Annotated in this window: 17 protein-coding genes; 5 read left to right on the top strand and 12 right to left on the bottom strand. The window is 41.0% G+C overall.

What is annotated here, in order from left to right:
* Positions 1 to 95: 95 nt before the first annotated feature.
* From PSH48_RS18735 to PSH48_RS18720, 4 genes are all read right to left on the bottom strand, one after another.
* Positions 96 to 1,157: an alkaline phosphatase D family protein gene (locus PSH48_RS18735; protein ID WP_024032577.1), complete on the bottom strand. Its 1,062-nt coding sequence runs from the start codon at positions 1,155 to 1,157 to the stop codon at positions 96 to 98.
* Positions 1,154 to 2,281 (bottom strand): alkaline phosphatase family protein, encoded by a 1,128-nt coding sequence (locus PSH48_RS18730; RefSeq protein ID WP_273612095.1) that lies wholly within the window; start codon positions 2,279 to 2,281, stop codon positions 1,154 to 1,156. Before PSH48_RS18730 ends, PSH48_RS18735 begins: the two co-directional genes overlap by 4 nt.
* 71 nt (positions 2,282 to 2,352) lie before the next feature.
* Positions 2,353 to 4,626: a TonB-dependent receptor domain-containing protein gene (locus PSH48_RS18725; protein ID WP_055255334.1), complete on the bottom strand. Its 2,274-nt coding sequence runs from the start codon at positions 4,624 to 4,626 to the stop codon at positions 2,353 to 2,355.
* A 462-nt stretch (positions 4,627 to 5,088) separates the two neighbouring features.
* Positions 5,089 to 6,132, bottom strand: a complete 1,044-nt coding sequence (locus tag PSH48_RS18720; protein WP_248461298.1) for an alkene reductase — start codon at positions 6,130 to 6,132, stop codon at positions 5,089 to 5,091.
* Between the two features lie 370 nt (positions 6,133 to 6,502).
* Between PSH48_RS18720 and PSH48_RS18715 the strand changes: the two genes are divergently transcribed.
* Positions 6,503 to 6,895 carry a DUF2750 domain-containing protein gene (locus tag PSH48_RS18715; protein WP_004588808.1) on the top strand — a complete coding sequence of 131 codons (393 nt, stop codon included), beginning with the start codon at positions 6,503 to 6,505 and terminating at the stop codon, positions 6,893 to 6,895.
* 55 nt (positions 6,896 to 6,950) lie between these two features.
* Here the strand turns inward: PSH48_RS18715 and PSH48_RS18710 are convergent, their stop codons facing one another.
* From PSH48_RS18710 to PSH48_RS18680, 7 genes are all read right to left on the bottom strand, one after another.
* Positions 6,951 to 7,820, bottom strand: coding sequence for an alpha/beta fold hydrolase (locus PSH48_RS18710; protein WP_273612094.1), 870 nt, complete (start codon positions 7,818 to 7,820; stop codon positions 6,951 to 6,953).
* Between the two features lie 125 nt (positions 7,821 to 7,945).
* Entirely contained in the window at positions 7,946 to 8,809 is an 864-nt protein-coding gene (locus PSH48_RS18705) for a universal stress protein (protein WP_096739791.1), read from the bottom strand.
* An 84-nt stretch (positions 8,810 to 8,893) separates the two neighbouring features.
* Positions 8,894 to 10,882 carry a tripartite tricarboxylate transporter permease gene (locus PSH48_RS18700; protein ID WP_126006571.1) on the bottom strand — a complete coding sequence of 663 codons (1,989 nt, stop codon included), beginning with the start codon at positions 10,880 to 10,882 and terminating at the stop codon, positions 8,894 to 8,896.
* 74 nt (positions 10,883 to 10,956) lie between these two features.
* Positions 10,957 to 12,069 (bottom strand): Bug family tripartite tricarboxylate transporter substrate binding protein, encoded by a 1,113-nt coding sequence (locus PSH48_RS18695; protein WP_273612093.1) that lies wholly within the window; start codon positions 12,067 to 12,069, stop codon positions 10,957 to 10,959.
* Between the two features lie 332 nt (positions 12,070 to 12,401).
* Positions 12,402 to 13,505: a 4-oxalomesaconate tautomerase gene (locus tag PSH48_RS18690; RefSeq protein ID WP_054983682.1), complete on the bottom strand. Its 1,104-nt coding sequence runs from the start codon at positions 13,503 to 13,505 to the stop codon at positions 12,402 to 12,404.
* A gap of 42 nt (positions 13,506 to 13,547) precedes the next feature.
* The gene (locus PSH48_RS18685; protein ID WP_273612092.1) at positions 13,548 to 13,730 is read right to left on the bottom strand and encodes a hypothetical protein; all 183 of its coding nucleotides are present in this window, start codon (positions 13,728 to 13,730) and stop codon (positions 13,548 to 13,550) included.
* 190 nt (positions 13,731 to 13,920) lie between these two features.
* Complete coding sequence (locus PSH48_RS18680; RefSeq protein ID WP_273612091.1) at positions 13,921 to 15,246, bottom strand: OprD family outer membrane porin; 1,326 nt, start codon at positions 15,244 to 15,246, stop codon at positions 13,921 to 13,923.
* Between the two features lie 271 nt (positions 15,247 to 15,517).
* Between PSH48_RS18680 and PSH48_RS18675 the strand changes: the two genes are divergently transcribed.
* From PSH48_RS18675 to PSH48_RS18665, 3 genes are read left to right on the top strand one after another with little or no spacing between them, the layout of a single operon-like run.
* A complete protein-coding gene (locus PSH48_RS18675) occupies positions 15,518 to 16,189 on the top strand; it encodes a response regulator transcription factor (RefSeq protein WP_273612090.1) in 672 nt (223 codons plus the stop codon).
* Positions 16,182 to 17,627, top strand: a complete 1,446-nt coding sequence (locus tag PSH48_RS18670; protein WP_029774041.1) for a sensor histidine kinase — start codon at positions 16,182 to 16,184, stop codon at positions 17,625 to 17,627. Before PSH48_RS18675 ends, PSH48_RS18670 begins: the two co-directional genes overlap by 8 nt.
* Positions 17,624 to 18,691, top strand: coding sequence for an ABC transporter substrate-binding protein (locus tag PSH48_RS18665; protein WP_273612089.1), 1,068 nt, complete (start codon positions 17,624 to 17,626; stop codon positions 18,689 to 18,691). The genes PSH48_RS18670 and PSH48_RS18665 overlap by 4 nt, the downstream gene beginning before the upstream one ends.
* Before the next feature lie 305 nt (positions 18,692 to 18,996).
* Here PSH48_RS18665 and PSH48_RS18660 read toward each other — a convergent pair whose 3' ends face one another.
* A complete protein-coding gene (locus PSH48_RS18660; RefSeq protein WP_273612088.1) occupies positions 18,997 to 19,530 on the bottom strand; it encodes a hypothetical protein in 534 nt (177 codons plus the stop codon).
* A gap of 279 nt (positions 19,531 to 19,809) precedes the next feature.
* Between PSH48_RS18660 and PSH48_RS18655 the strand changes: the two genes are divergently transcribed.
* Entirely contained in the window at positions 19,810 to 20,652 is an 843-nt protein-coding gene (locus PSH48_RS18655) for a hypothetical protein (RefSeq protein ID WP_273612087.1), read from the top strand.
* The last annotated feature ends 78 nt before the right edge of the window (positions 20,653 to 20,730 follow it).

The raw sequence follows: 20,730 nt of genomic DNA, 5'->3' as shown, positions 1-20,730 counted from the left end.
TCAGCAAATTGGCACTAATAAATCAGCGGGTTAGCAGGGAGTTTAAGCGCACAGCGTTAATTTTAATCACTGTGCGTTTTATTGCTCAGGTCATTTTATTTATAAGGGCTAATGCTTGATAAGCTAAATGCGCTTTGCATAATCACTTTACCATCTATTCCTTTAAGCTTAAGTGAGATGGCCGGATCTGCTTGTTGCCAATCTATGCTTAAATCGCCGTAATTCACATTGTGAGTGTAATCACCTACACGGTGTTTATTTGGGCTTACGTCTTTCCACTTTTCAGTGAGGCCTGAGCTGGTCATTTCTATTAAAGGGTAATCAAGGTTTTGTTGATACTTTGATATTTCGCCCCAGTGCGTATCGCCACTGATGATAATAACCCCATTCACTTGATGTTTTTTAATTAACGCAAATAAACGGTTACGATCCTCTGGGAAATTAGCCCACGACTCCCACCCTGTAAAATCGGGTAATAACTGCAAGCTTGAGGCAATTAGCTTTATAGCCGCAGGCTTTTTAAGCTCTTGCTCAAGCCATTGCCACTGCGCCTCTCCTAGCATAGAGGCACCTTTCACTTCTGTTGGGCTATACGGGCCTTGGTTATTAAGCTTACGCTTAGTGTAATATTCAAGCTCGCTTACATGGTTAAGCGCATCACGGTTCCAGCGTAAATCGGGCATAATAACGTGTACGATTTGCTCATCCTCACCATACATATACGACGTGTAAATGCCATCCGTGCGGGTGCGTCTGGGTGAGCTTTTAGGCTCGCCCCAAAAATCGAGCATAATTTGGCGAGACTGCTCTTTATGTGGGTAGTCTTTACCAATATCGTTTTGACCAAAGTCGTGATCGTCCCACATCGCAATGATTGGCGTATTCGCTTTTAGCGTTTTAAAGCCTGGTTTTGCACCTAATTTTTGGTATTTATTGGCAAGTACCGTCATATCGTTGGTGTCGCCGTAAATATTGTCACCTAAAAATATAAATAAATCGCCCTGCTCTTTATTAATGGTGTCAAATATTGGGATGTCTTTATCTTGATGCCCACACGAGCCAAATAAAATTTTTGAAGGGGCTGCCATAGTATTTGCGCTAAACGCTAACCCTAATGCTAATACGGCGTGTGTAATAGGTTTTACTAACTGCTTCATTTTAAAATCTCACTTATTGGCGGTGCCATGTTTGAATTTAGGTGTTTTGGGTTTATACCCAATGCGCTTAAAACAGTGGCTGCAACCTGCGCTTGTTTAAGCTCATTTTGTGTTTTAATTAAGCCGTGCCCTTTTATTGCAGGGCCAATGGCAGCAAGCCAAATATGCTCAGAGCCGACAATGCCCTCAGGAAATTTATTACCTGCTAAATGCAGCTCAGCCAACGCACGTTTAGAGCTATGATGTTGCCAGTCACTTGCACTGCTTCCGCGGCCGTGGTCGGTGGTAACAATAAGCGTTGTATTGTTTTTATAGCCCGGTGTAGTTTGAATTGTGTTCCATAAGTCTTTTAAAAACGCATCGCTTTGCCTTGCAGATTTTAAATACTGGTCGTAATGGCCATCGTGCGCAAAGTCGTCGGTTTCACCTAAGCTAATGACTAATAAGCGCGGCGTTTTTGCCTGCATATACGCTTTGGCAAATCGGTAAGTAAAACTGTCTAAGCGTACGTTTTCCCATGGGCTTGGAATTTCATTTTGCAATGCGTTTAAAAGCTTAGCATCGGCAAATAAATCGTTTTCTATTGGCATAAAACCCGCATTCACATACACGTTACTACGCTGAGTATTCACAATGTAAGGAAATACATCCCAGCTCCCAAACAAAGCGGTTTTACCTTTAAAGTCTGCACGCTCATCTAGGCGCTCTAAAATGGTTTTATTCGCGTTTAATACTTTATTGTTACTATTAATTTTTTCGTCTACTTCGCCGGTGAGAATTTCGTTATACCCAGGGTATGAAAAATACCAAGGGTTGCTCACCGACATATTAGAGCCCTTTGCTCTATCACCTACAATTACGCCCTTTTTAGCCACATGCTGAGTTAAAAATGGCATGAGTAACTGCTGGCGCTTATTGGCGGTAGGCGCCCAAAATTGCTTATTTAATTGCGTTGGGTTTTTAACAAAATCGGCATTATTAATGAGGTTTTTATCTGCGCCGCTAAACACCTCTTGCCAGCGCACACCATCAAGGGTCACTAGCACTACATTTTGCGCTGCGCTTGCGGTATTGCTGATTAATACAATGATGCTAAATACCGTGGCTTTTATAATTGAGTTCATAATAACTGTGTACCTTTAACAAAAAGCCCATCAAAGATGGGCTTTTAATTGTTTACTGTACATTATGGCTATTAAAACGTAGCCGATAACGTCAGTGCTGCTGTACGTGGTGCACCAATAAAGTAAGTGCTGCCATTGCCCGTACCACCCGCTAAATAGCTTTTATCGGTAACGTTATAAACAACAAAGGCAACATCAATAGCTTTAAATGGTCCTGCGTTTATATCGGTTGCGTAACCTGCGTTTAAATCAACCACGGTATAGCCATCAACTTCGCCACGCTCACCGGTGTATTTAGCCGATAAACCAAAGCGGAAATCACCGCTAAAGTAATCGGTCGATAGCACAAATAAGTCATCTACTGAGTCTATTACTTTTTCACCGGCTTCAAACCCGGGTGCATCGCCTTTGTACTCTGAATCATTATTCGTGTACGAGCTATATACACTCCATTGTGGGCTTAGCATGTAACTTGCCGACAGCTCTAAACCTTGCGATTCAATACCCCCTACGTTTAAGTAAGAGCCATTTGTACCTATGGTGTAATCAATACCGCCGGTGTCACTACCTGGGGCAATAAACGTAATACGGTTATCAAATTCAATTGAATACGCTGTTGCGGTCAGGTTTAGCGCGTTATTTTGATAACGTACACCTAAATCGATGTTTTCAGCGGTTTCAGCTTCAATGGCCGATAAATCAGAGCTGTCGCGCTCAAGCACACCGTCTTTAATAGCAGCAAAGTTTTCGCTGTAGCTGGTAAATAGCTCGGTTGAGTTATTTAGCTGATACAAAATACCACCACTAAATAGCACATCAGAGTCGCTATTAACTTTAGCGGTTGTGGCATTTTGATAATGGTCGTACTTTTCAATATCAACAAGGTACTTTTTAACACCTACGTTAAGCGTGAAATCACCAAGTGCCATTGAATCCTGCGCGTACCATTTAAGTGTGTCGGTCTCAAAGGTGTTTTTATACTGGGTCCAGTATGGCGTGCTATCAAAGTGGTGGTAAATGCTGGCATTAATTACTTTGTGCCAATCGCGAGACTCGTCACGGTCGCTTTGCTCATACCAAAAACCGGCTTCTATGTCGTGCATGCCAAACGTAGCTTGGTAGTTGGCAGTAACCCCTAAGCGGTCTTTTTTGTAATGCGTATGACGATACGACATTACAGGTATTGCCGTATCATCGTAACATGCTGGGTTTAAACCAGGCCCCGACTCCCACGGCCAGCTTAAACTTGCCGTACAACCTTCGTTTGGTGCCAGTGCGTTACCTGCGCTATCTACAAAACCGTAAGAGCCTGCGTTAGTGCCGCCCTCTGTAGTTGGGTTGCCGTTTTCATCTACTGGAGTTGTTAAATACGGTGGGATCCAATCGCCACGGCCCGAGTTTTTATGATAATAAGGGCTCACTGTAATAAGCGATGTTGGCGAAAGCGCATACTCAAACTTTAAATACGCTAGTGTATTTTCGCGCAGTGTACCCCAGCCCTCAGCAAACATTTGGTCGTAATGTGGAACGCCTGTCCAGTTCCACGTTAGCTGATCCCACTCTGGCGTTTGTTCAAATTGCGCAAGGCTTACACTGTTGTAGTTAGTCTCGCTTACATCATCGTAAGATAAACGCCCTGTAATTGTTAAATCAGCAAGCGTTGTTACAAATTTAAGCTCTGCGTGTTGGTTATCTTTTCCGCCATTGCTACCCGAGCCAATCCAGCGGCTAGTATCAGTTTGTGAGTAACTTACATACGCTTGTGTATTATCAAATAAAGTACCCGTTTCGTGCTTAACGTAAAAGCGGGTCGCATCGTGACTACCCGAGGTGTAAGCAAAAGTGGTGCTGCTATCAAGACTTGGCGCTTTACTTACAAAGTTAAATGTACCGCCTAGTGCCTCAAGCGATGCCGATTTAATATCTGAGGTGCCTTGGCCTACTTCTACAGTGGCTAAATTTTCAGTGTCTAGGTAACGGTTTGCTTTAGCGCCCCCACCATAGTTTGAGCCACCGTTAGGAATACCATCAACGGTCATCCCTAATTGCTGCTGGTTTGAGTCAATACTAAAACCACGCATAGTGATTGTGGTAGACCAGTCATCGCCACCAAATGCATCGCCTTCGTTTATGCTAATGCCAGGTAAGTTATCAATAACCGATAACACACTCGAAACCGTTGTTTGTTGATCAAGCATTGCAGGCTCAATCACATTATTTGCGTAACTGGTTGGTTTTGCAGTAACGGTTATTTCTTCTATTTCGTTGTCATTTGCATAAGCTGACGTTGATACAGCCATAGCAATTGCCATGCTCAAAATCGATTTATTAGTTAAAGCGTACATTGTGATCCCGTTTGGTTTTAATTATATAAAGTAATTATGAAAGCGGGCACAGTATGATTTCGAATTATGACAACAAAAATGAAGTTTATTTACAGGGGTGTTAAAAAAATGTGGGGTTTTTATGGCTTTGTTATGTCATTTGTAAGTCAGCCTAAGCACAAAAACCTAGGCTGATTTATATATAAATACTAGGGCGTGTTGATCTTTGCGGATTGAAATTTGTTCAATCTAGGGGTGATTAAATCGCGGCACGAGGTTTGTAACCTAGTGGGCTAAGTAAAAACCGAGTAACAAAGAGTTTATCGCCCCTAGGCAGAACCCGAAGGGCAGCGCATGTTTGGCATTTATGCTGCGTTATCGCCTATTTATGGGGAGTAACCACACTTCATAGGCTCTGCCTTGCCTAAAAACCAAACATACTGCTGCAAATTCAAACGCCAAAGGTCAACACGCCCTAATTAATTAGAATAGTTTAGCTAACATCTCGTCACTATAAGCAACAAGTTCTTCATTATTAGCCACTTTACTAATGTAATCTGGGTTAGCAATAAATGGACGACCAATCGCAATTAAATCAAACTGGTCATTGTTTATTGCTTGTTTTGCATCATCAAAACTATAACTACCTACCCCTACAAGGCTGGTTTTAGTGTTAGCGCGCAAATACTGCGAGGTTGTTTTACCTTCTAAAGAGTCAAATTGAGTGCTGTCATCAAAAATACCGCCATGAATGTAAGCCAGTTTTTTGTCATCTAGCTGCGCTAATAAATAATCAAATACCGCTTTATCACGCTTATCTTCTTCCATATTAAAATAAGCACCTGGCGATAACCTAATTGCCGTACGCTCATTACCTACTGCAGTAACAACCGCATCGGTCACTTCTATTGCAAAACGCGCCATATTTTCAGGTGTTTGGCCATATTCATCTGTGCGCTCATTTGCAGCGTAATGTAAAAACTGATCAATTAAATAACCATTTGCGCCATGAATTTCTACACCATCAAAACCAGCTTCAATGGCGTTTTCGGCCGCTTTAGCAAAGTCGGCTATCAGTGAATTAATATCCTCTTTAGTGGCCGCTTTTGGCGTAATGTACGTCAGTTCACGCATACGTGGTACAGAGCCTTCAACACCAATTGCCGATGGCGCTAATACTTCGCCGTCAAAAAAGTGAGGGTGAGCAACACGGCCAACATGCCAAAGCTGTGCAAACATTTTACCGCCGTTTGCATGTACGGCGTCGGTTACTTTTTTCCAACCTTGAATTTGCTCGCTGGTAAATAACCCCGGTGTATTTGGGTAGCCCTGTGCATCTGGGCGAATAATAGTGGCTTCGCTAATAATTAAACCGGCATCGGCACGGCGCGCATAATATTCGACCATATCTTGCGTAGGTACTAAATTATCATCAGCCATACAACGGGTTAAAGGCGCCATAAAAACGCGATTTTTAAGTTCAAGTGAGTCGTTTAATGTATACGGAGCCAGTAAATCTGTGGTCATTGTTAAATCCTTCATTATGAGTATGCATATGAGATGCGGCCTTTTTAACAACATTCAAGGGTAATTTTGAATGCTCGCTCAAAATATACTTAGGGAGTACCAAAACAGATCTGAATTACAAAATTAAATAACCTGAACTCTGGTTAAGAGATTTACTAACATATTTTATCATGATGATAGTTAAGCTTATTTTGTCTCTAGCCAGAGATTTTCAGTAAATTCAACGCAGTTAGCGCTTAAAATAGCTGCTAGAGATAGATTTATTATCCAGAGTTCAGGTTAAATAATAATTTTTCAACACACTGTCACATAACTCGATATACTTGTAACAGTAAAATTCAAATTTGAAGCAATAAAGAGTGAGCCAATTATGACAACTGCAAATGCGACTGAAGAACAAACCGTAATTTTAGGGCTAGGGGCAAAAAAACGACTCGCTTTTATGTTTGAAACCGTACAACAGTACAAACAAGTATGGATTTTAAACGACGATGATGGCTGCGTAATGCTTGCCAACGAAGATGACGACTGTGTACCAGTGTGGCCAACCCGCGATTTTGCACAAGCTTGGGCCACGGGCGAATGGGAAGGCTGTACACCAAAAGCCATTCCGACTAAAGATTGGTTTAGCCGCTGGACACCCGGCCTTGAAGAAGACGACCTACTTATTGCGGTGTTCCCTACCGAAGAGGACGACGGCACGGTGCTTTTTCCTGATGAATTTGAAAGCCAGTTAAAAATTCCTAAAAAAAGAAAGTACTAAGTAGCCAGCATCACGTTATTTAGTTTATAAACGCGGCCTAAAATAGCCGCGTTTTTTATATCTGCTTTCTAAATTTTAAATAAGCCTCGGTTATAGCCTTGGCATCTTCTATTTGTGGGTAGTGTCCAAGCTCAACAAACCCTTGTACGCGCGCATTAGGTATTGTTTTTTTATAGTGCTCAAGCATGTGTTTACCCGATATTGGGTCTTGCTCACCTGCAATAAACGTAAGCGGTATATCGCTATTAATCATTGCCCCAACCCAGCGCTGCTCGTTTTGTTTTCGCTGTGTAATATATTTAATTAGCTTGGGCATCACACGTAAACCATTGTTGTAAATTAACAACGCCCAAAGGGTATCAATTACCATAGGGGCTGGTGGCGTGTTTTTACCAAAAATAGTGATTAAATTTTTAGCAAACTTTTGTTTGCTCATTAGCTTAGGTACTAGCCAACCAAGTTTTGAAAGTAGCAGCTTTTGGATAAATAAAGGTTTATGTATGTGTGGAAATAACCCGCCATTTAAAAAGCATACACTGTGTATGCGTATGTCGCTTTGAGCAGCAACTTGCCTTGCTAATAGCTCTTGAGCCACGGTATCACCATAATCATGGGCTAATAGGTGTACATTGGTAATATCTAAACGCTTTAAAAATTGCGTGTATAAATCAGCTTGCTCTGTAATGTTATAAGCCGCATTTATTGGTTTATCCGAAAGGCCAAACCCCAGCATATCAAGTGTAATTAAAAAGTAGTGTTTTTTGAGCTCATCCCACATACCTTCCCAGTCCCAGCTTGCACTAGGAAAGCCGTGTATCAAAAGGAGCGCGGGGTTATTAGCATCCCCCGCTGTTTGAGTAAAAATTTGCTGGGCATTTATATCAATAAACTGCCCGCTTGATTGCCACTGTGAAAGCGTATACATAGGCTGCTACCCATTAACTTTTATTATTGTAATGGTTAGTTTTATCACATTGAGCTTTAATAAAAAGCCGATATTAAACGTAAATATCGGCTTTTGGGTAAAATTTAGTTTTTAAGCTTTAAGTGTTATCGCGCCATAAGTATTGGCAAGGTGGTGTTTGCTAGCATGTAGTTAGTCATACCACCAAAAATTTGCTCATGGATTCGCCTGTGAGTAAATGCGCCCATCACCACTAGATCAGCGTTATGCATTTGCGCTACCGACATAAACGCTTTAGCGGTCGATTGCCTGCCATTATTAAATGTTACAAACTCACTTTTAATATCGTGCTGAGCTAAATATTTAACCACTTCATGGCCGTTTGGCATTTTATCGGCGCTGCTTGCGCTGGTGCAAATAACAACCTTTTGAGCTTGTTTTAGAAGCGGTAAACTGTATGTGAGCGCACGCGATACCTCGGTGCTGGCGTTCCAGCCAATCACCACTGTTTTTATATCAAAGTGGGTCATTTGCCGTGGTACCAATAATATAGGTTTACCACTTCGCATTACCGATGCCTCAAAGGTCGAGGTTGATTTACCACTTTTAGACTGCGGAATAATAATTAAATCAGCGACTTTGCCTTGCTCTGCGATTATTTCGCTGCGCACACCTATATTAATATGCCATGAAGCGCTTGGGTGCGTGGGATGCTCTGCGCTGTCGTCAGTGTATTTAACTTGCTGCTGGGCACATAAACTAACAAATTCGGTTTTTAAATTTGCCGATTCGGTTGTAGCAAAGCGCCCTGCTACAGAGTCTAACTCTTTTACCAATTTAGTTGGTAAGCCAAGCTGCCCTGTTGGCAAAAAGCGTTTTGGGTCTAAGTGCGTGTGATAAACATCAAGGTGCGCATTAAAATACTTAGCAACGGCTAAGCCCCCTTTTAAGCGCTCTGTTACATGCCCACTTGTAGAAAGCGGCATTAAAATAAGCTTAGGTGAAATCATAATTATATCCTTCTTAAGCCTGTGCCTTTTAGAGCGAATGTAAACCGTGCTAAGCGCTGCTTGTTTTGCTTAGCACGGCGGCGTTTACAGCTGCGTAAAGCTTGCCACTTCTTGTAGGTAACCGCTTGGTAAATCTAATACCATAAAGTGCGATAAAGTAAGTAAAAATGCTAACGCACACACTGTCAGTGTTAATGTTCTAGCAATTGATATACGTGCTTTTACAAGTAAAAATATTATGAAAAACAACGCTATAGAAATCACATAGCCCAGTAAAAAACACCCAGCTAATAAGCCACACAGCCAAAATACATAATGCCAAAGGCCAGTCACGCTTGAGTCGTTTACATACCCCGCAGAGACCTCATTATCGTAATTTACAGCATCGTCTACTTTATTAAGTAGCAGCTTGATCAGCACAACCGCAGAGAGTATTAACATGAACGAGCACACCACGGCAGGAAATACTCCACCTAAGAATGTGCGTTGGAACGAGTCATACAAACCGTATGCAAACACTAAACAAACAAAGCCAGAAAACGCGATTTGTGGTTTAAGATTAGTTGGTTTTACCTCAGCATTAGCCGTGTTTTTATTGGCTTTTTCTTTTTTAGCTGCCTTAATAGAGTGGCGTGCTGCAAAGAAAATAGAAAGCGCGGTTAATGCACCAATAATAATCACACCCGGTTTTAATAAAAACTCTATGCCGTCAAACTGAATAGCTTGATAAAGGTAAGTTTCCATGCCGCTTGCCAGTACAAAGCCAATTAAAAATGCCGGACGAGGCCATCCAAAGCGCTTCATTAATACGCCTAAAATACCAATACCAATGAGTGCGACTAAATCACCTAAATCACGGGTTGCCTGAAACGCCGCAAAAAAGATCACCATAACCATAAATGGTGCCATGAGCGTGTAAGGAATAGTTGTTACCTTTGCTACCCATTTAGAAATTAGTAAACACGCGCCCGCGCCAATTACATTAGCAAGTGCCAGTGACCATACAATGGTATAAGTAACATCAAGGTCAGTGGTGATCATCGCAGGGCCTGGCTCTAAGCCAATTAATACCATACCACCTAAAAATACAGCCATGCTGCCAGAACCTGGAATACCAAATAATAAGGTCGGAATTAAGCCACCGCCTTCTTTGGCATTATTTGATGACTCAGGGGCAATAACACCGCGTATGTCGCCTTTACCAAAGTTTTCGGTGTCTTTAGAGGTTTGCACCGCATGACCATAAGAGATCCAATCAACTACGCTGCCACCTAGGCCTGGTAGTGCGCCAACAACACAACCAATGGCAGCACAGCGCGTAGCTAGCCATTTATTTTTAACAACATCTTTTACGCCTTCAAACCATCCACTACCCAGCTCAGAAGCTTCTGAAATAGAGCGATTTTGACGCAGTAAATCGATAATCTCTGGTAATGCAAATATACCTAAACCAACAACCACTAACGGAATCCCATCCATAAGGTAACCGTTATCAAATACCATGCGGTACTCACCGGTTGCAGGAGCACCGCCAAGTGAGCCTAAACATAAACCTAAGCCACATGCGCTTAAGCCTTTTACTAGGCTATTACCGGCTAATACACCCACCATGCTTAAACCTAGCAAAGTAAGCATGAATAATTCGGCCGAGCCAAACGCTAAAATAACGGGGCGGGCAATCAGTACAAACAGCGTTAAAATAATCGCGCCAAAAAGGCCACCAAATAATGACGAAGCAAACGCTGCTGAAAGCGCACGCGCTGCTTGACCCTTTTTAGACAGTGGGAAGCCGTCAAGCACTGTGGCTTGTGAGCCACTGGAGCCTGGAATACCCATTAATACAGAGGTGAAGGTGTCAGAGGTTGGAATAACCGCCACTAGGCCAATAAGCATAGCAAGCGCTGAAATTGGGTCCATACCATATAAAAATGGCAGTAATAACGATAAACCCGCTATGCCGCCTAAACCCGGAAAAATACCAATCAGCAAGCCTAAAAAAACGCCGCCGCATAAATACATTAAGTGTGTGGGGGTAAGAATAGTTTGTAGCGCAATTAAAAATGCATCTAACATACTGCTCTCCTTAGATTAAAAAAGTGGCTCACTAAATGCGAGCCACTGTGTGTACAACAAATCAACATGGTTTTTTAAAAACGCGCGTTGTAGTTTTCGGTTAGGTAATTTCTTACCCATTGTTTGTCAGTTTCAGAAATTGTCAGTGCTGAGCTCAGTGTGTTTACTGCATCTTCGTTTACAAGTTGTGGGTATTGGCCAAGTACTAATTCAGACTCTTCTTTAAAGTTGTCTTGATCAATGACGCGCTGTGCTGCATTGCGCCACTCTGCAATAACGTCATCTGGGGTGCCTTTAGGTAAAAACAGTCCTTTTTGCGCGGCAAAACCGGCTACAAAAAAGGTTTTCCATACGTTGTATTCAACGCCTGTTGGCTTTTTACCATGGATCATTTCGTATACTTCGCCTACGTGTGGTAAGTCAGGAAACGTTGGGTCGCGTACAATTTTGCCTTCTTTATTAAGTACGCCAAACGACATAAGCGGAATCGCTTTACCTTCATCAACTAGCGGCTGTACTTTTTTTAAGTAGGCAGAGGTAGTTTGAAAGTCGATATCCACCTCGCCACGTTCAAACGATAAACGCGCACTGCCACGGCCTTTCATACCAAAAATGGCATGAATGTCTAAATCAAGCATGTCGAAGGCTAATAACCCAACCAGGTCCATTGACGCGGCCCGTTGGCTACCAAATTTAAGTTTTTGACCCTGCAATTTGGCAAGCTCTGATGCGTTTTTAATACCCAGCTCTGGGCGCACATATACCACCGCACCAGTCGGTGTTGCCATAATCACGTTCCAACGTTTTACTTCGTATCTAACGCGTGAGTCGCCAAGTAAGTAAGGGATTTGTGTAGAGGCAGAAGTACTAAATACATTTAAACCATTTGCTTTAGCGCGGCGTTCAAAGCGGTTAGCCCCCTTGGTAGAGCCACCACCTGGAATGTTTTTAACCACAACCACAGGTTTACCATTTAAATGCTGAGAAAAACGCGGACCAAAAAAACGTGCCCATGTGTCAGAGCCGCCACCTTCTTTAAAAGGCACAACCCACTCTACTCGCTCACCATCAAAGCTTACTTCGTCGTTATTGTTTGCATAAGCTGAGCTGATACAAGTGCTTACTGCTAACACAACAAGCATTGCTTTTAGTCGATTAGGTGCAAAAGTACTTAATTTAATCTTCATAATTTGACCTCTGTTATTCGCTGCAATTATTTAAATAGGTCCTAATAACGTCATTGCATCTATTACGTAGATGAAAGTATTTCGTTAAAAGAAGTTAACAACAGCTAGACTAATAGCCGAAACTGTCATCTACCTGTCATCGACGCCAAACTACCCATTAATTTAAAATTATTTATAAGGCGTTGTTTTTAAATAAAAATAAATTTAGTTTTATTTATTTAAAGTATAAAAAAAGCGATAACAGACAATCTGCTATCGCATTTTCGGTTGGTTTACTAAGGCTTAACACCAATTCGCTTAATTAAGTGAGCTATTTTGCCCATTGGTATAAGTTAAGCTATTTTGCTTTCATCCCATACTTTTGCAGGTATGTGTACTTCACCTTTAAATAACATTCTGGCGGTGCGCATTAACCCCGCCGATTTTATATCTAGCGTATCGTTTTCAAAGCGCCCCTCAAGGAGTAAATCTATTTTACCGCTTGGGTGTTCAACCACTATATTTTGCTGCTCTGAGCTTTGTGGCGTAATTAAGTCGTACGCCACACTGCCTGGCAACATGCAACTAACACTTACGCAAATTGCCCCAGTAACAGAATGACTGGTATGGCAATTTTGCGGCACAAAGTAGCGCGAAGTTATCGTACCGCCAAATTGCGGCACCGACAGTAAACCGACTTTAGGAATGACTTTTCCGGTTGCATCGCCAAGGCCCATTTTTAGTGACGCCTGCAGGCGAATGCTTTCTATTTTTTGCAGTAACTCTGTATTTGCATCAAGCTCTTGTTTAGTTTCAGAGCCTTTTACACCCAGTGATGGTGCAGGTATTAGTACCATTGGCATGGCCGCATCGACACAACTTACTTCTACGCCATCAAAGGTATCGCGTGCAGAGCCAGTAGGCAGTAATTCACCGGTTTTAGTGCCACACACATCAAAAAACTTAAGTAAAATAGGCGCTCCAGAGCCTGGAACGCCATCAATGGTGGCATCACCTTCGTACTCTACAAAGCCGTTAGGCGTTTGTACCACAACTTCAATCAGGGTATTGGTATTTACATTTTTAACCCGTACCGTTGTTTCACCGTCGTTTGCAGTAACCAATCCGTATTCAATTGCCAGAGGTGCTGCACCTGATAAAATATTGCCACACGAAGGGGTTATATCGACTTCATTTTGCTCAATGGCAACTTGCGCAAATAAGTAATCAATGTCTGCATCGGGGTCGGTTGAGCGTGAAATAATGGCCGCTTTACTGGTTAGTGAGTTTCCTCCACCAACGCCATTTACCTGCAGTGGATCGCCTGAGCCCATAGCTGCTGTTAAAATTTCTTTGCGTTTATCCCACTCTCTCGGTAAATCGTTGGCTAAAAAATATGTCCCGCGAGACGTTCCGCCTCGCATAATGACACAAGGTATTTTTTTTTGAATAGTCATAATAATCCAGCTTCTAAATCAATTTAAATGAGCAGTAACGGGTTAGTTATTACTTAAAATAACCACGCACTCTTGCACTTGCTCTTGCTTACTTTGCAAAGGTTGAGGGGCAAAATTAGTATTACTTGTTGCACTAGCAGCCGTGGCTGTTTGGTGGCTATTTGCACGAAAGTGAATGGCTCTCGGCGTAGGTTTTAACTGAGGTGTAGCGTGTGTTGAGTTCATCGTTTCGCCCTTTCAATGCAATTAAAAACAAGTAACGTCGTTATCAAAACGTTGCCCTTTTTTTAAGAGTAAGGAGCCAAACTGTCACTAACCTGTCACGAAATAAAAATTGATTAAAAAATAACTTTTAAACATTAAAAAACGCGCAGCATTCTCATGCTGCGCGTTAAAAGCCAATCGAAGGGGGCGTTTAAAACTTAATGGTGTAATCTACATATACACGGTGATCTGCTCTGTCTCCTTTTACACCATCAACACTGCCAGTTTCATCTGTGGTGTAATCTAAAAATAACCAACGTAGGCTTAAGCCTTTTACAGCCGCTACTTTGTAGCGTGTATCAATGGCCCAATATTTTTCATCGGCTGTGCCACCTGCTTTACCTAAGCTTGAATTTTCTGCATCGCTGCCGCTGGTGTAATAAAACTTTGTGGTCAAACCCGGTGCCACTGCTTTTAGATCAATGCCTAAGCGAGCCTGCCAGGTTGCCTCATTTTGGTTTGTTAAATCGGCACCAATTAATGAGCGCGTGGGAAACGGGTTAGTCCCGTGATCGCCACTAAAGTTATCTTCAATCCAGGCATCGTTCACTTTGGTAAATGCGGCGCCTAGTGTCCAAATATCTTTTTTCCAATTGGCATCTAGGTAATAGGCAAAACCATCGTTTTCACTTTTAGTAACGCCTGAAACAGCACCGAGTGCATCTTCATCATCTAAATCGCCACCCTCTGCGCCGGTTACAAATAAATCGCCATCGTCTTGTGAGGTAAATACGCCACTTGAAAGGGTTAACTTACTTTGATCGAGCTTTATAGCGTAACTGCCTTTAAGCCCAAGCTTTGATAAGTAGTCATGAGAATTTAAATACTCTGCGTCTATTTTTAGCGCGTCTTTTTTGTAGCTTGCGCCCACACCCCAAATAACACTAATTGCGCCGTTATCTGACTGGTCGGTAGAAAAATCTTCCCACTTGTCGTCGTGGCGGCGGCTCCATTTATCGTAGGCGTAACCATATACTTTGGTATTGCCAAACTTGTAGTCACCAAATACGCCTCTAAAAGTATTGGGAATTGCGCGGCTACCCGAGCTTTTTAACAACATGCTTTTGGTTTTTTGCCCGCCTATTTTTACATGGCCATTGTCGCCAAGTTTAACGTCGATAAAATATTGACCAAATTTAGAAAAACTATCGTCAACGCCGCCTTTTTCATCCCCTGCGGGTAAAATATTATTTTGTGCGCTGCCGGTTGAGTTGTAATTAAGTACGGTATAAGTAGAGACACCCATGCTAATTAAGTCATTAAAATAGCCCGATTGATAATTGAGCTCTATGCCTTGTGCAAACGTTGAGTCGTCGCTGGCGTCGTTATCGTAATCGCGGTCAAAGTAAATTGACCTTAGCTTAATATTAAATTCGTCTTGCTCTGTAAGCCCATTAAAAGAAGCGTACGAAGGAATAGAAACACAAGTTAATACTGCGCCTGTTACTGCAAATATTTTAGAGAACCGTTGAGCCATAGTTGTCTCCGCTACCTTGTTTAATTAAATTTATAGTTGTGTGTAGTGTGTATCAGTTTATTCATGTTGCAATTTACACGGTAAACCTGTCACAAACCTGTCACAAGATAATTACATTTTAGGCAATTGTATTTTTAGCTATTAAATTAAAACTATAGCTTATCTTGCTATAAACGAAGGTATTTGCGTATTGTAAACGTTGCAGTAATTGTTTAGTGTCTTGCACAACTTAAAATTATATTTTTTAATTGCGACTTTGCGGGTGTGCTTAATGAGAATTTTAGCAGTTGAAGACGACGAAGTGTTAGGAGAAGCAATTTGCCAACGTTTCACCAAAATGGGCCAAGGTATAGACCTTGTAACCAGTGGTGATGTGGCTAATTCGCTGTTAAAACGCCATGAGTACGACCTTATTTTACTTGATTTGAACTTGCCCAATTTAAACGGTGAGCAAATATTAAAAAAGCTCAGGGCTCGCTCATCAAATACGCCTGTATTAATTTTAACGGCACGCGCTCAAGTAGAGCACCGCATAGAATTACTCGACTTAGGCGCCGACGACTACCTCACTAAACCCTTTGATTTTGGCGAATTAGAAGCCCGTTGCCGCGCCCTACTTAGGCGTAACCAAGGCCTAGGTAAAGACATTATTAGTTATGGCAATCTCGATTTTGACCGAAAATCATGCACGGTCACTATTGCTAAAGAACTTGTTGACTTAAAACAACGAGAATTTAGGTTACTAGAAATATTTTTAACGCATCAAGGCAAAGTGCTTAATAAAGATGAGTTACTCGATCACTTATATTCGTTTGACGACTCCCCTAGCCCCAACGCCATAGAAACCTACGTAGCAAGGCTTCGTAAAAAGCTGGTAAATAGCAGTGTTGATATAAAAACACTGCGTGGTTTAGGCTATCTTTTAGCAGAGCCGAATGAGTAGCAAAACCCTCCCCTCAATTCGCCGACAGCTGCTTACAATAACCATTGCTTTAATGGTTATAATTACACTTATAACCTATTTTATGGCTAATAATTACAGTAAAAACGCCGCCCAAATTTCATACGATAGACTACTTGCCAGTGCTGCTTTACAAATTTTTGAAAATACCCACATTGATTACCACGAAATTATTGTTGATTTACCCAGTGCTACATTCGAAACTCTCTCGATGGCCTCAAATGACAGATTGGTGTATCAAATAACACAAAATCAAGGCGAGCACTTAACCGGTTACAATGGCTTATATCAACACATTTTACAAAAAGCCGACACCCAGTGGCAACGTGCAGAGTATGACCCGCGAGATAACCTACTAATACAATTTTGGGAAGGTGATTACAAAGGCGAAAACTACCGCTTTATTTTACTCTCAGATAAGCTTTATGAAGTGGGTGAATCGTTTGATGTAAATATTTTAATAGGCCAAACCACCCAAGCACGCGATCAGCTCGCCTATGAAATGAATTTAAATGTAATACAAATGGTTATTTTAACGTTTGTAATAGCTATTGTGCTTATATTACTGGGAGTGAATCAAATTTTGCGCCCTATTTACAGCATAAATAAAAAAATACGTCGGCGCTCCCCCACTGATCTACGCCCTATTGATATGTCGGTCCCCAAAGAAATGGCCGATTTAATTTCAACCATTAACCATTTTATATCGCAATTAGAAGTCTCGCTTAATCATTTAAAGCGCTTTACTGGCGAAGTGGCCCATCAAATAAGAACGCCTCTTGCAGGCCTTAAAAGCCAGGCGCAAAATGCCATTGAAGAAAGCGATGAAAAAATAAGAACAGAGCAGTTAAATCGTGTTTTATATTCAACAGATTTACTCGACAGCACCGTTACGCAACTGTTAAACCAAGCCACTCTTGCGCACCGCTTTCATAGCCAGCCTTTAATAACGCTTTCGTTGCCGGAGCTGGTAAAGTCTGTGTGTAGAGATGTTGCGGTATCGGCGATTCAACGCGGCGTGATCATCACATATCAAGGTGATGATAACTTAATGATCAATGGTGATTCGTTTGCACTTAGCCAAATGCTACGCAACATTTTAGAAAACGCGATTAAATTTAGCCCGCAAAACAAAGAAGTAAATGTGTCTACCGAGCTTCACAGTACAGACAGTGGTTACATAGCCCGATTATGCGTGGCTGATCAAGGCGTAGGTGTACCCGATGCGCAAAAACAGCATGTGTTTGAGCGGTTTTACAAAAGTAAAGGCGACCCACGTGCCGGCAGCGGCCTAGGCTTAAGCATTGCAAAGGAGGTAGCAGAGCATCATAACGCTGCTATTAAGCTGCTTGATAACAGCCCGTCGGGGCTTATTTTTGAAATAAACTTTCCGCTAATGCTGACCGAGGACGAACATTGAAACTTTTATCGCTGATTTATATTGCCGTTGTTTTTACGTGCTTTGTAGACTCGCCATTCGTTGCTGCAAAAACCCCTTTAGTATTTCCGGCACAAAGCGAAAATAAATCTGTGCTTAAAATATATGGCGGCGCTGATAAAATGGAAATTGCCCCTTTTTTATCGGCCTTTCAAAAAAAATACCCTTTTGTACAAATTGACTACTACGAGCTGAGTACTTTCGAAGTGTATAGCGAATTTTTAGCCGACGTTAAAAACCCGCCCGACGTATTATTAAGTTCAGCAATGAACTTGCAGGTAAAGTTAGTTAACGACGGTTACGCACAGCCTTATAGCTCTGAGCAAACAAATAAGCTTCCTGCATGGGCTAAATGGCGAAATGAAGTATTTGGCTTTACCTATGAAACAGCGGTAATTGCATTTAATAAAGAATTTTTAGGTGAAGAGGTCGCACCAAGTAGCCGCAACGAATTATTAGAGCTAATTCGTAGGCGCAGTGAGCAAATTAAAGGCCGCATTGGCATTTACGATATTACTCAAGTGGGCATAGGCTATTTGCTGTGGGCTCATGACCGCGAGCAAAGCTCAAGCTATGGCCGAATGCTTGAATCATTTGGCTATCACAGCACGCGTGTATTTAGACGCAGCGCCGACATCCTTAAGGCACTTTCAACGGGAGAGCTCACTGTTGGCTATAACATATTAAGCTCTTATGCGCGCACATGGGCGGCGCAGCACCCTAATATTATTGTGGTGCAACCTAAAGACTACACCTCGGTTATTATGCGCAGTGCCATTATTCCTAAACATGCTAAAAATGTAATTGGCGCACAGCTGTTTATTGATTACTTAGTGTCTGTACAAGGACAAACAGACATGGCCAACTTTACTAATTTTGAGCCAATAAATAACGAAGTAAGAATTAAACAAAAACATTTACTTGATATATCAGAAGGTCAGCTGCGCCCCGTCCCCCTTGGCATAGAAATATTAGTGATAGACGATCAGATGAAGCGCCAAATAATCATTCAAGAATGGGAAAACGCGTTATTTGAGTACCAATAAATTCGGGGCTTATAACATATCACGTATTTAAAGGGACGACTTTAAGAGCCGATTGAGATTACCCACTAAATACATGCCTATTAGCGCATAACTAAGGTTTGGGCAGCAGGCATTAAAAAACCCAGTTATTGATATTCAATAACTGGGTTCAAGAATGATGGGGAAGAGGGATTCATGGAAAACTAATAAACCATTGGTTAAAAACAACAATACCTTTAAAAATAAAATCAAGGAATACTAATAGGTATACTAAAAGCTATTTATCTTTAAAAATAACCAAAGCGGTCGAAAAAACTCAGCTTGCCCTACTCTCCCAAAGCAGACAATAACCTAGTAATCTTATCATCAATAGTCGATAAGTCTTCTCTTATGGCTTTAATCTCAGTGCTATCATCAAAAGTTCTCTGGTTAAGTGTGTATTGCTCTTGTACTTTTGAATTTTTGGAAATCAGCTTAGGGTTTTTATGAGCGTAAGTAATCAATTTCTCAATATATTTAGATTGTGAAATTCCATCGGCCTCACTTAAAGTTTGTAGTTTACCACGAGCTGATTTGGATACCTCAAGCTGAAGTTTACACACTTTATTAGATGTATTTTTTAAGCCTCTTTCATAGCTTTTCCAAGCTTTATAGAGCTTATCAAGGTTAACTTTTTGACTATCTTTATTATTATCACTTATACGTTTTATTTCATCTCTAATAAAGCTATCTAATGTTGAATCTGGGAATTTAAAATAATTACTATAACTGCCATAGCGCCATGCTAGCCAGTTACGTAAATCTTCGTTATCTTCCTTGACCCAAGTCAAAATTTTCTTGCTATCAATCCAATCCCTCATTAGTTCTTCCTTGGGCTTTAGTGTATGTAGGTTTCACCCAAGACAGTAATGTAATACCTATTAGTTAGCAAATATTTCTTTGAAATTTAACATCTCATTTAGATACTTAATCACCGCTAGTAAGATTTTACCATAACACCAATTTAAGGCTTAACTTAACCCTAACTAAACTCTAATTTAGATATTATATTTATTTAACGAAATAACACCCTGTTATTGTATTATATTCATTAAACTGCTCTACTAGTTGGTATATGTATTTCATGAGAAATAAGTTAAATGAATGAATTTTTCACCTTAACCACAAGTTTATCAGCACATTCAAAATGGGTTCTAATTGGTTTAATTGTGGATAAGACTATTGGAGATGAATTATCTAAAACTGACTTCATTGAACGAGGATGTCCATACAATAAATTTAATGTAGTTGTAGGTGAACTACTAAACATCGATGCCATTTCAAAACTCAAAGTTGAGCACTTTAACCGGGGACGACCTAAGGATTGTTACAATTTTATCTTCAATGAATCTATCGAAATGAGTAAATTAATACCGAACGAAATGCTATCAAAAATAGAGGGGAAAGACTTTAGGGTGCCTGTAAAAATAGTATGGAGTTTCTTCGTACTAAACCAAGATAAGTTTGGGCACGTCGAAAACTTTTCGGTACCGACCATAGCTAATGCATGCGGATTAAAAAATATAGAGGCAAAAACGGCTGTTACTAAACTTATTGAACACGACCTTATTTTAGAATTAACAAAAGGATGTACCTACAAAAAAAGTGAACTCATAACTCACTACATAAACCAAGATGTGACTAAAAGGCCCTCAGCATATTTAGTATCGACTCTGCATATAAACGGTAAAGTTAATATCATTTCAACTGGTATTACAATTAACTTTAACTCGGTATTAAATGTAGCTGAGGGTGACAAGGGTTTATATATCAACAATGTTATTAAGGCATTTCCTTCATCAAAATGCTTAAATTCAAGCAAACATATTCAAGAAAGTTTAATGTCTGAGGATATGTACAATGCCTTTAAAATATACTTGGATATGCAACCTAAAAAGAGAGCGTTCAGAATTCTGTGTCAGCCTAAGTTGCTAAATATCTAGCACACCATCTAACCTACCTTCGAAGTGGATGGCCAATTGCGACAATGTCAGATTCCAATTATGGATTGGCATTGTCCA

It is taken from the genome of Pseudoalteromonas sp. Angola-4 (genome assembly GCF_028599265.1).
Lineage (GTDB): Bacteria > Pseudomonadota > Gammaproteobacteria > Enterobacterales > Alteromonadaceae > Pseudoalteromonas > Pseudoalteromonas atlantica.
This window is presented reverse-complemented; position numbering and strand designations above follow the sequence as displayed.

Bases quoted from the DNA above. Each gene is read 5' to 3' on its own strand.
- PSH48_RS18735 (WP_024032577.1), bottom strand. From the start codon at position 1,157: ATGAAGCAGTTAGTAAAACCTATTACACACGCCGTATTAGCATTAGGG.
- PSH48_RS18730 (WP_273612095.1), bottom strand. From the start codon at position 2,281: ATGAACTCAATTATAAAAGCCACGGTATTTAGCATCATTGTATTAATC.
- PSH48_RS18725 (WP_055255334.1), bottom strand. From the start codon at position 4,626: ATGTACGCTTTAACTAATAAATCGATTTTGAGCATGGCAATTGCTATG.
- PSH48_RS18720 (WP_248461298.1), bottom strand. From the start codon at position 6,132: ATGACCACAGATTTACTGGCTCCGTATACATTAAACGACTCACTTGAA.
- PSH48_RS18715 (WP_004588808.1), top strand. From the start codon at position 6,503: ATGACAACTGCAAATGCGACTGAAGAACAAACCGTAATTTTAGGGCTA.
- PSH48_RS18710 (WP_273612094.1), bottom strand. From the start codon at position 7,820: ATGTATACGCTTTCACAGTGGCAATCAAGCGGGCAGTTTATTGATATA.
- PSH48_RS18705 (WP_096739791.1), bottom strand. From the start codon at position 8,809: ATGATTTCACCTAAGCTTATTTTAATGCCGCTTTCTACAAGTGGGCAT.
- PSH48_RS18700 (WP_126006571.1), bottom strand. From the start codon at position 10,882: ATGTTAGATGCATTTTTAATTGCGCTACAAACTATTCTTACCCCCACA.
- PSH48_RS18695 (WP_273612093.1), bottom strand. From the start codon at position 12,069: ATGAAGATTAAATTAAGTACTTTTGCACCTAATCGACTAAAAGCAATG.
- PSH48_RS18690 (WP_054983682.1), bottom strand. From the start codon at position 13,505: ATGACTATTCAAAAAAAAATACCTTGTGTCATTATGCGAGGCGGAACG.
- PSH48_RS18685 (WP_273612092.1), bottom strand. From the start codon at position 13,730: ATGAACTCAACACACGCTACACCTCAGTTAAAACCTACGCCGAGAGCC.
- PSH48_RS18680 (WP_273612091.1), bottom strand. From the start codon at position 15,246: ATGGCTCAACGGTTCTCTAAAATATTTGCAGTAACAGGCGCAGTATTA.
- PSH48_RS18675 (WP_273612090.1), top strand. From the start codon at position 15,518: ATGAGAATTTTAGCAGTTGAAGACGACGAAGTGTTAGGAGAAGCAATT.
- PSH48_RS18670 (WP_029774041.1), top strand. From the start codon at position 16,182: ATGAGTAGCAAAACCCTCCCCTCAATTCGCCGACAGCTGCTTACAATA.
- PSH48_RS18660 (WP_273612088.1), bottom strand. From the start codon at position 19,530: ATGAGGGATTGGATTGATAGCAAGAAAATTTTGACTTGGGTCAAGGAA.
- PSH48_RS18655 (WP_273612087.1), top strand. From the start codon at position 19,810: ATGAATGAATTTTTCACCTTAACCACAAGTTTATCAGCACATTCAAAA.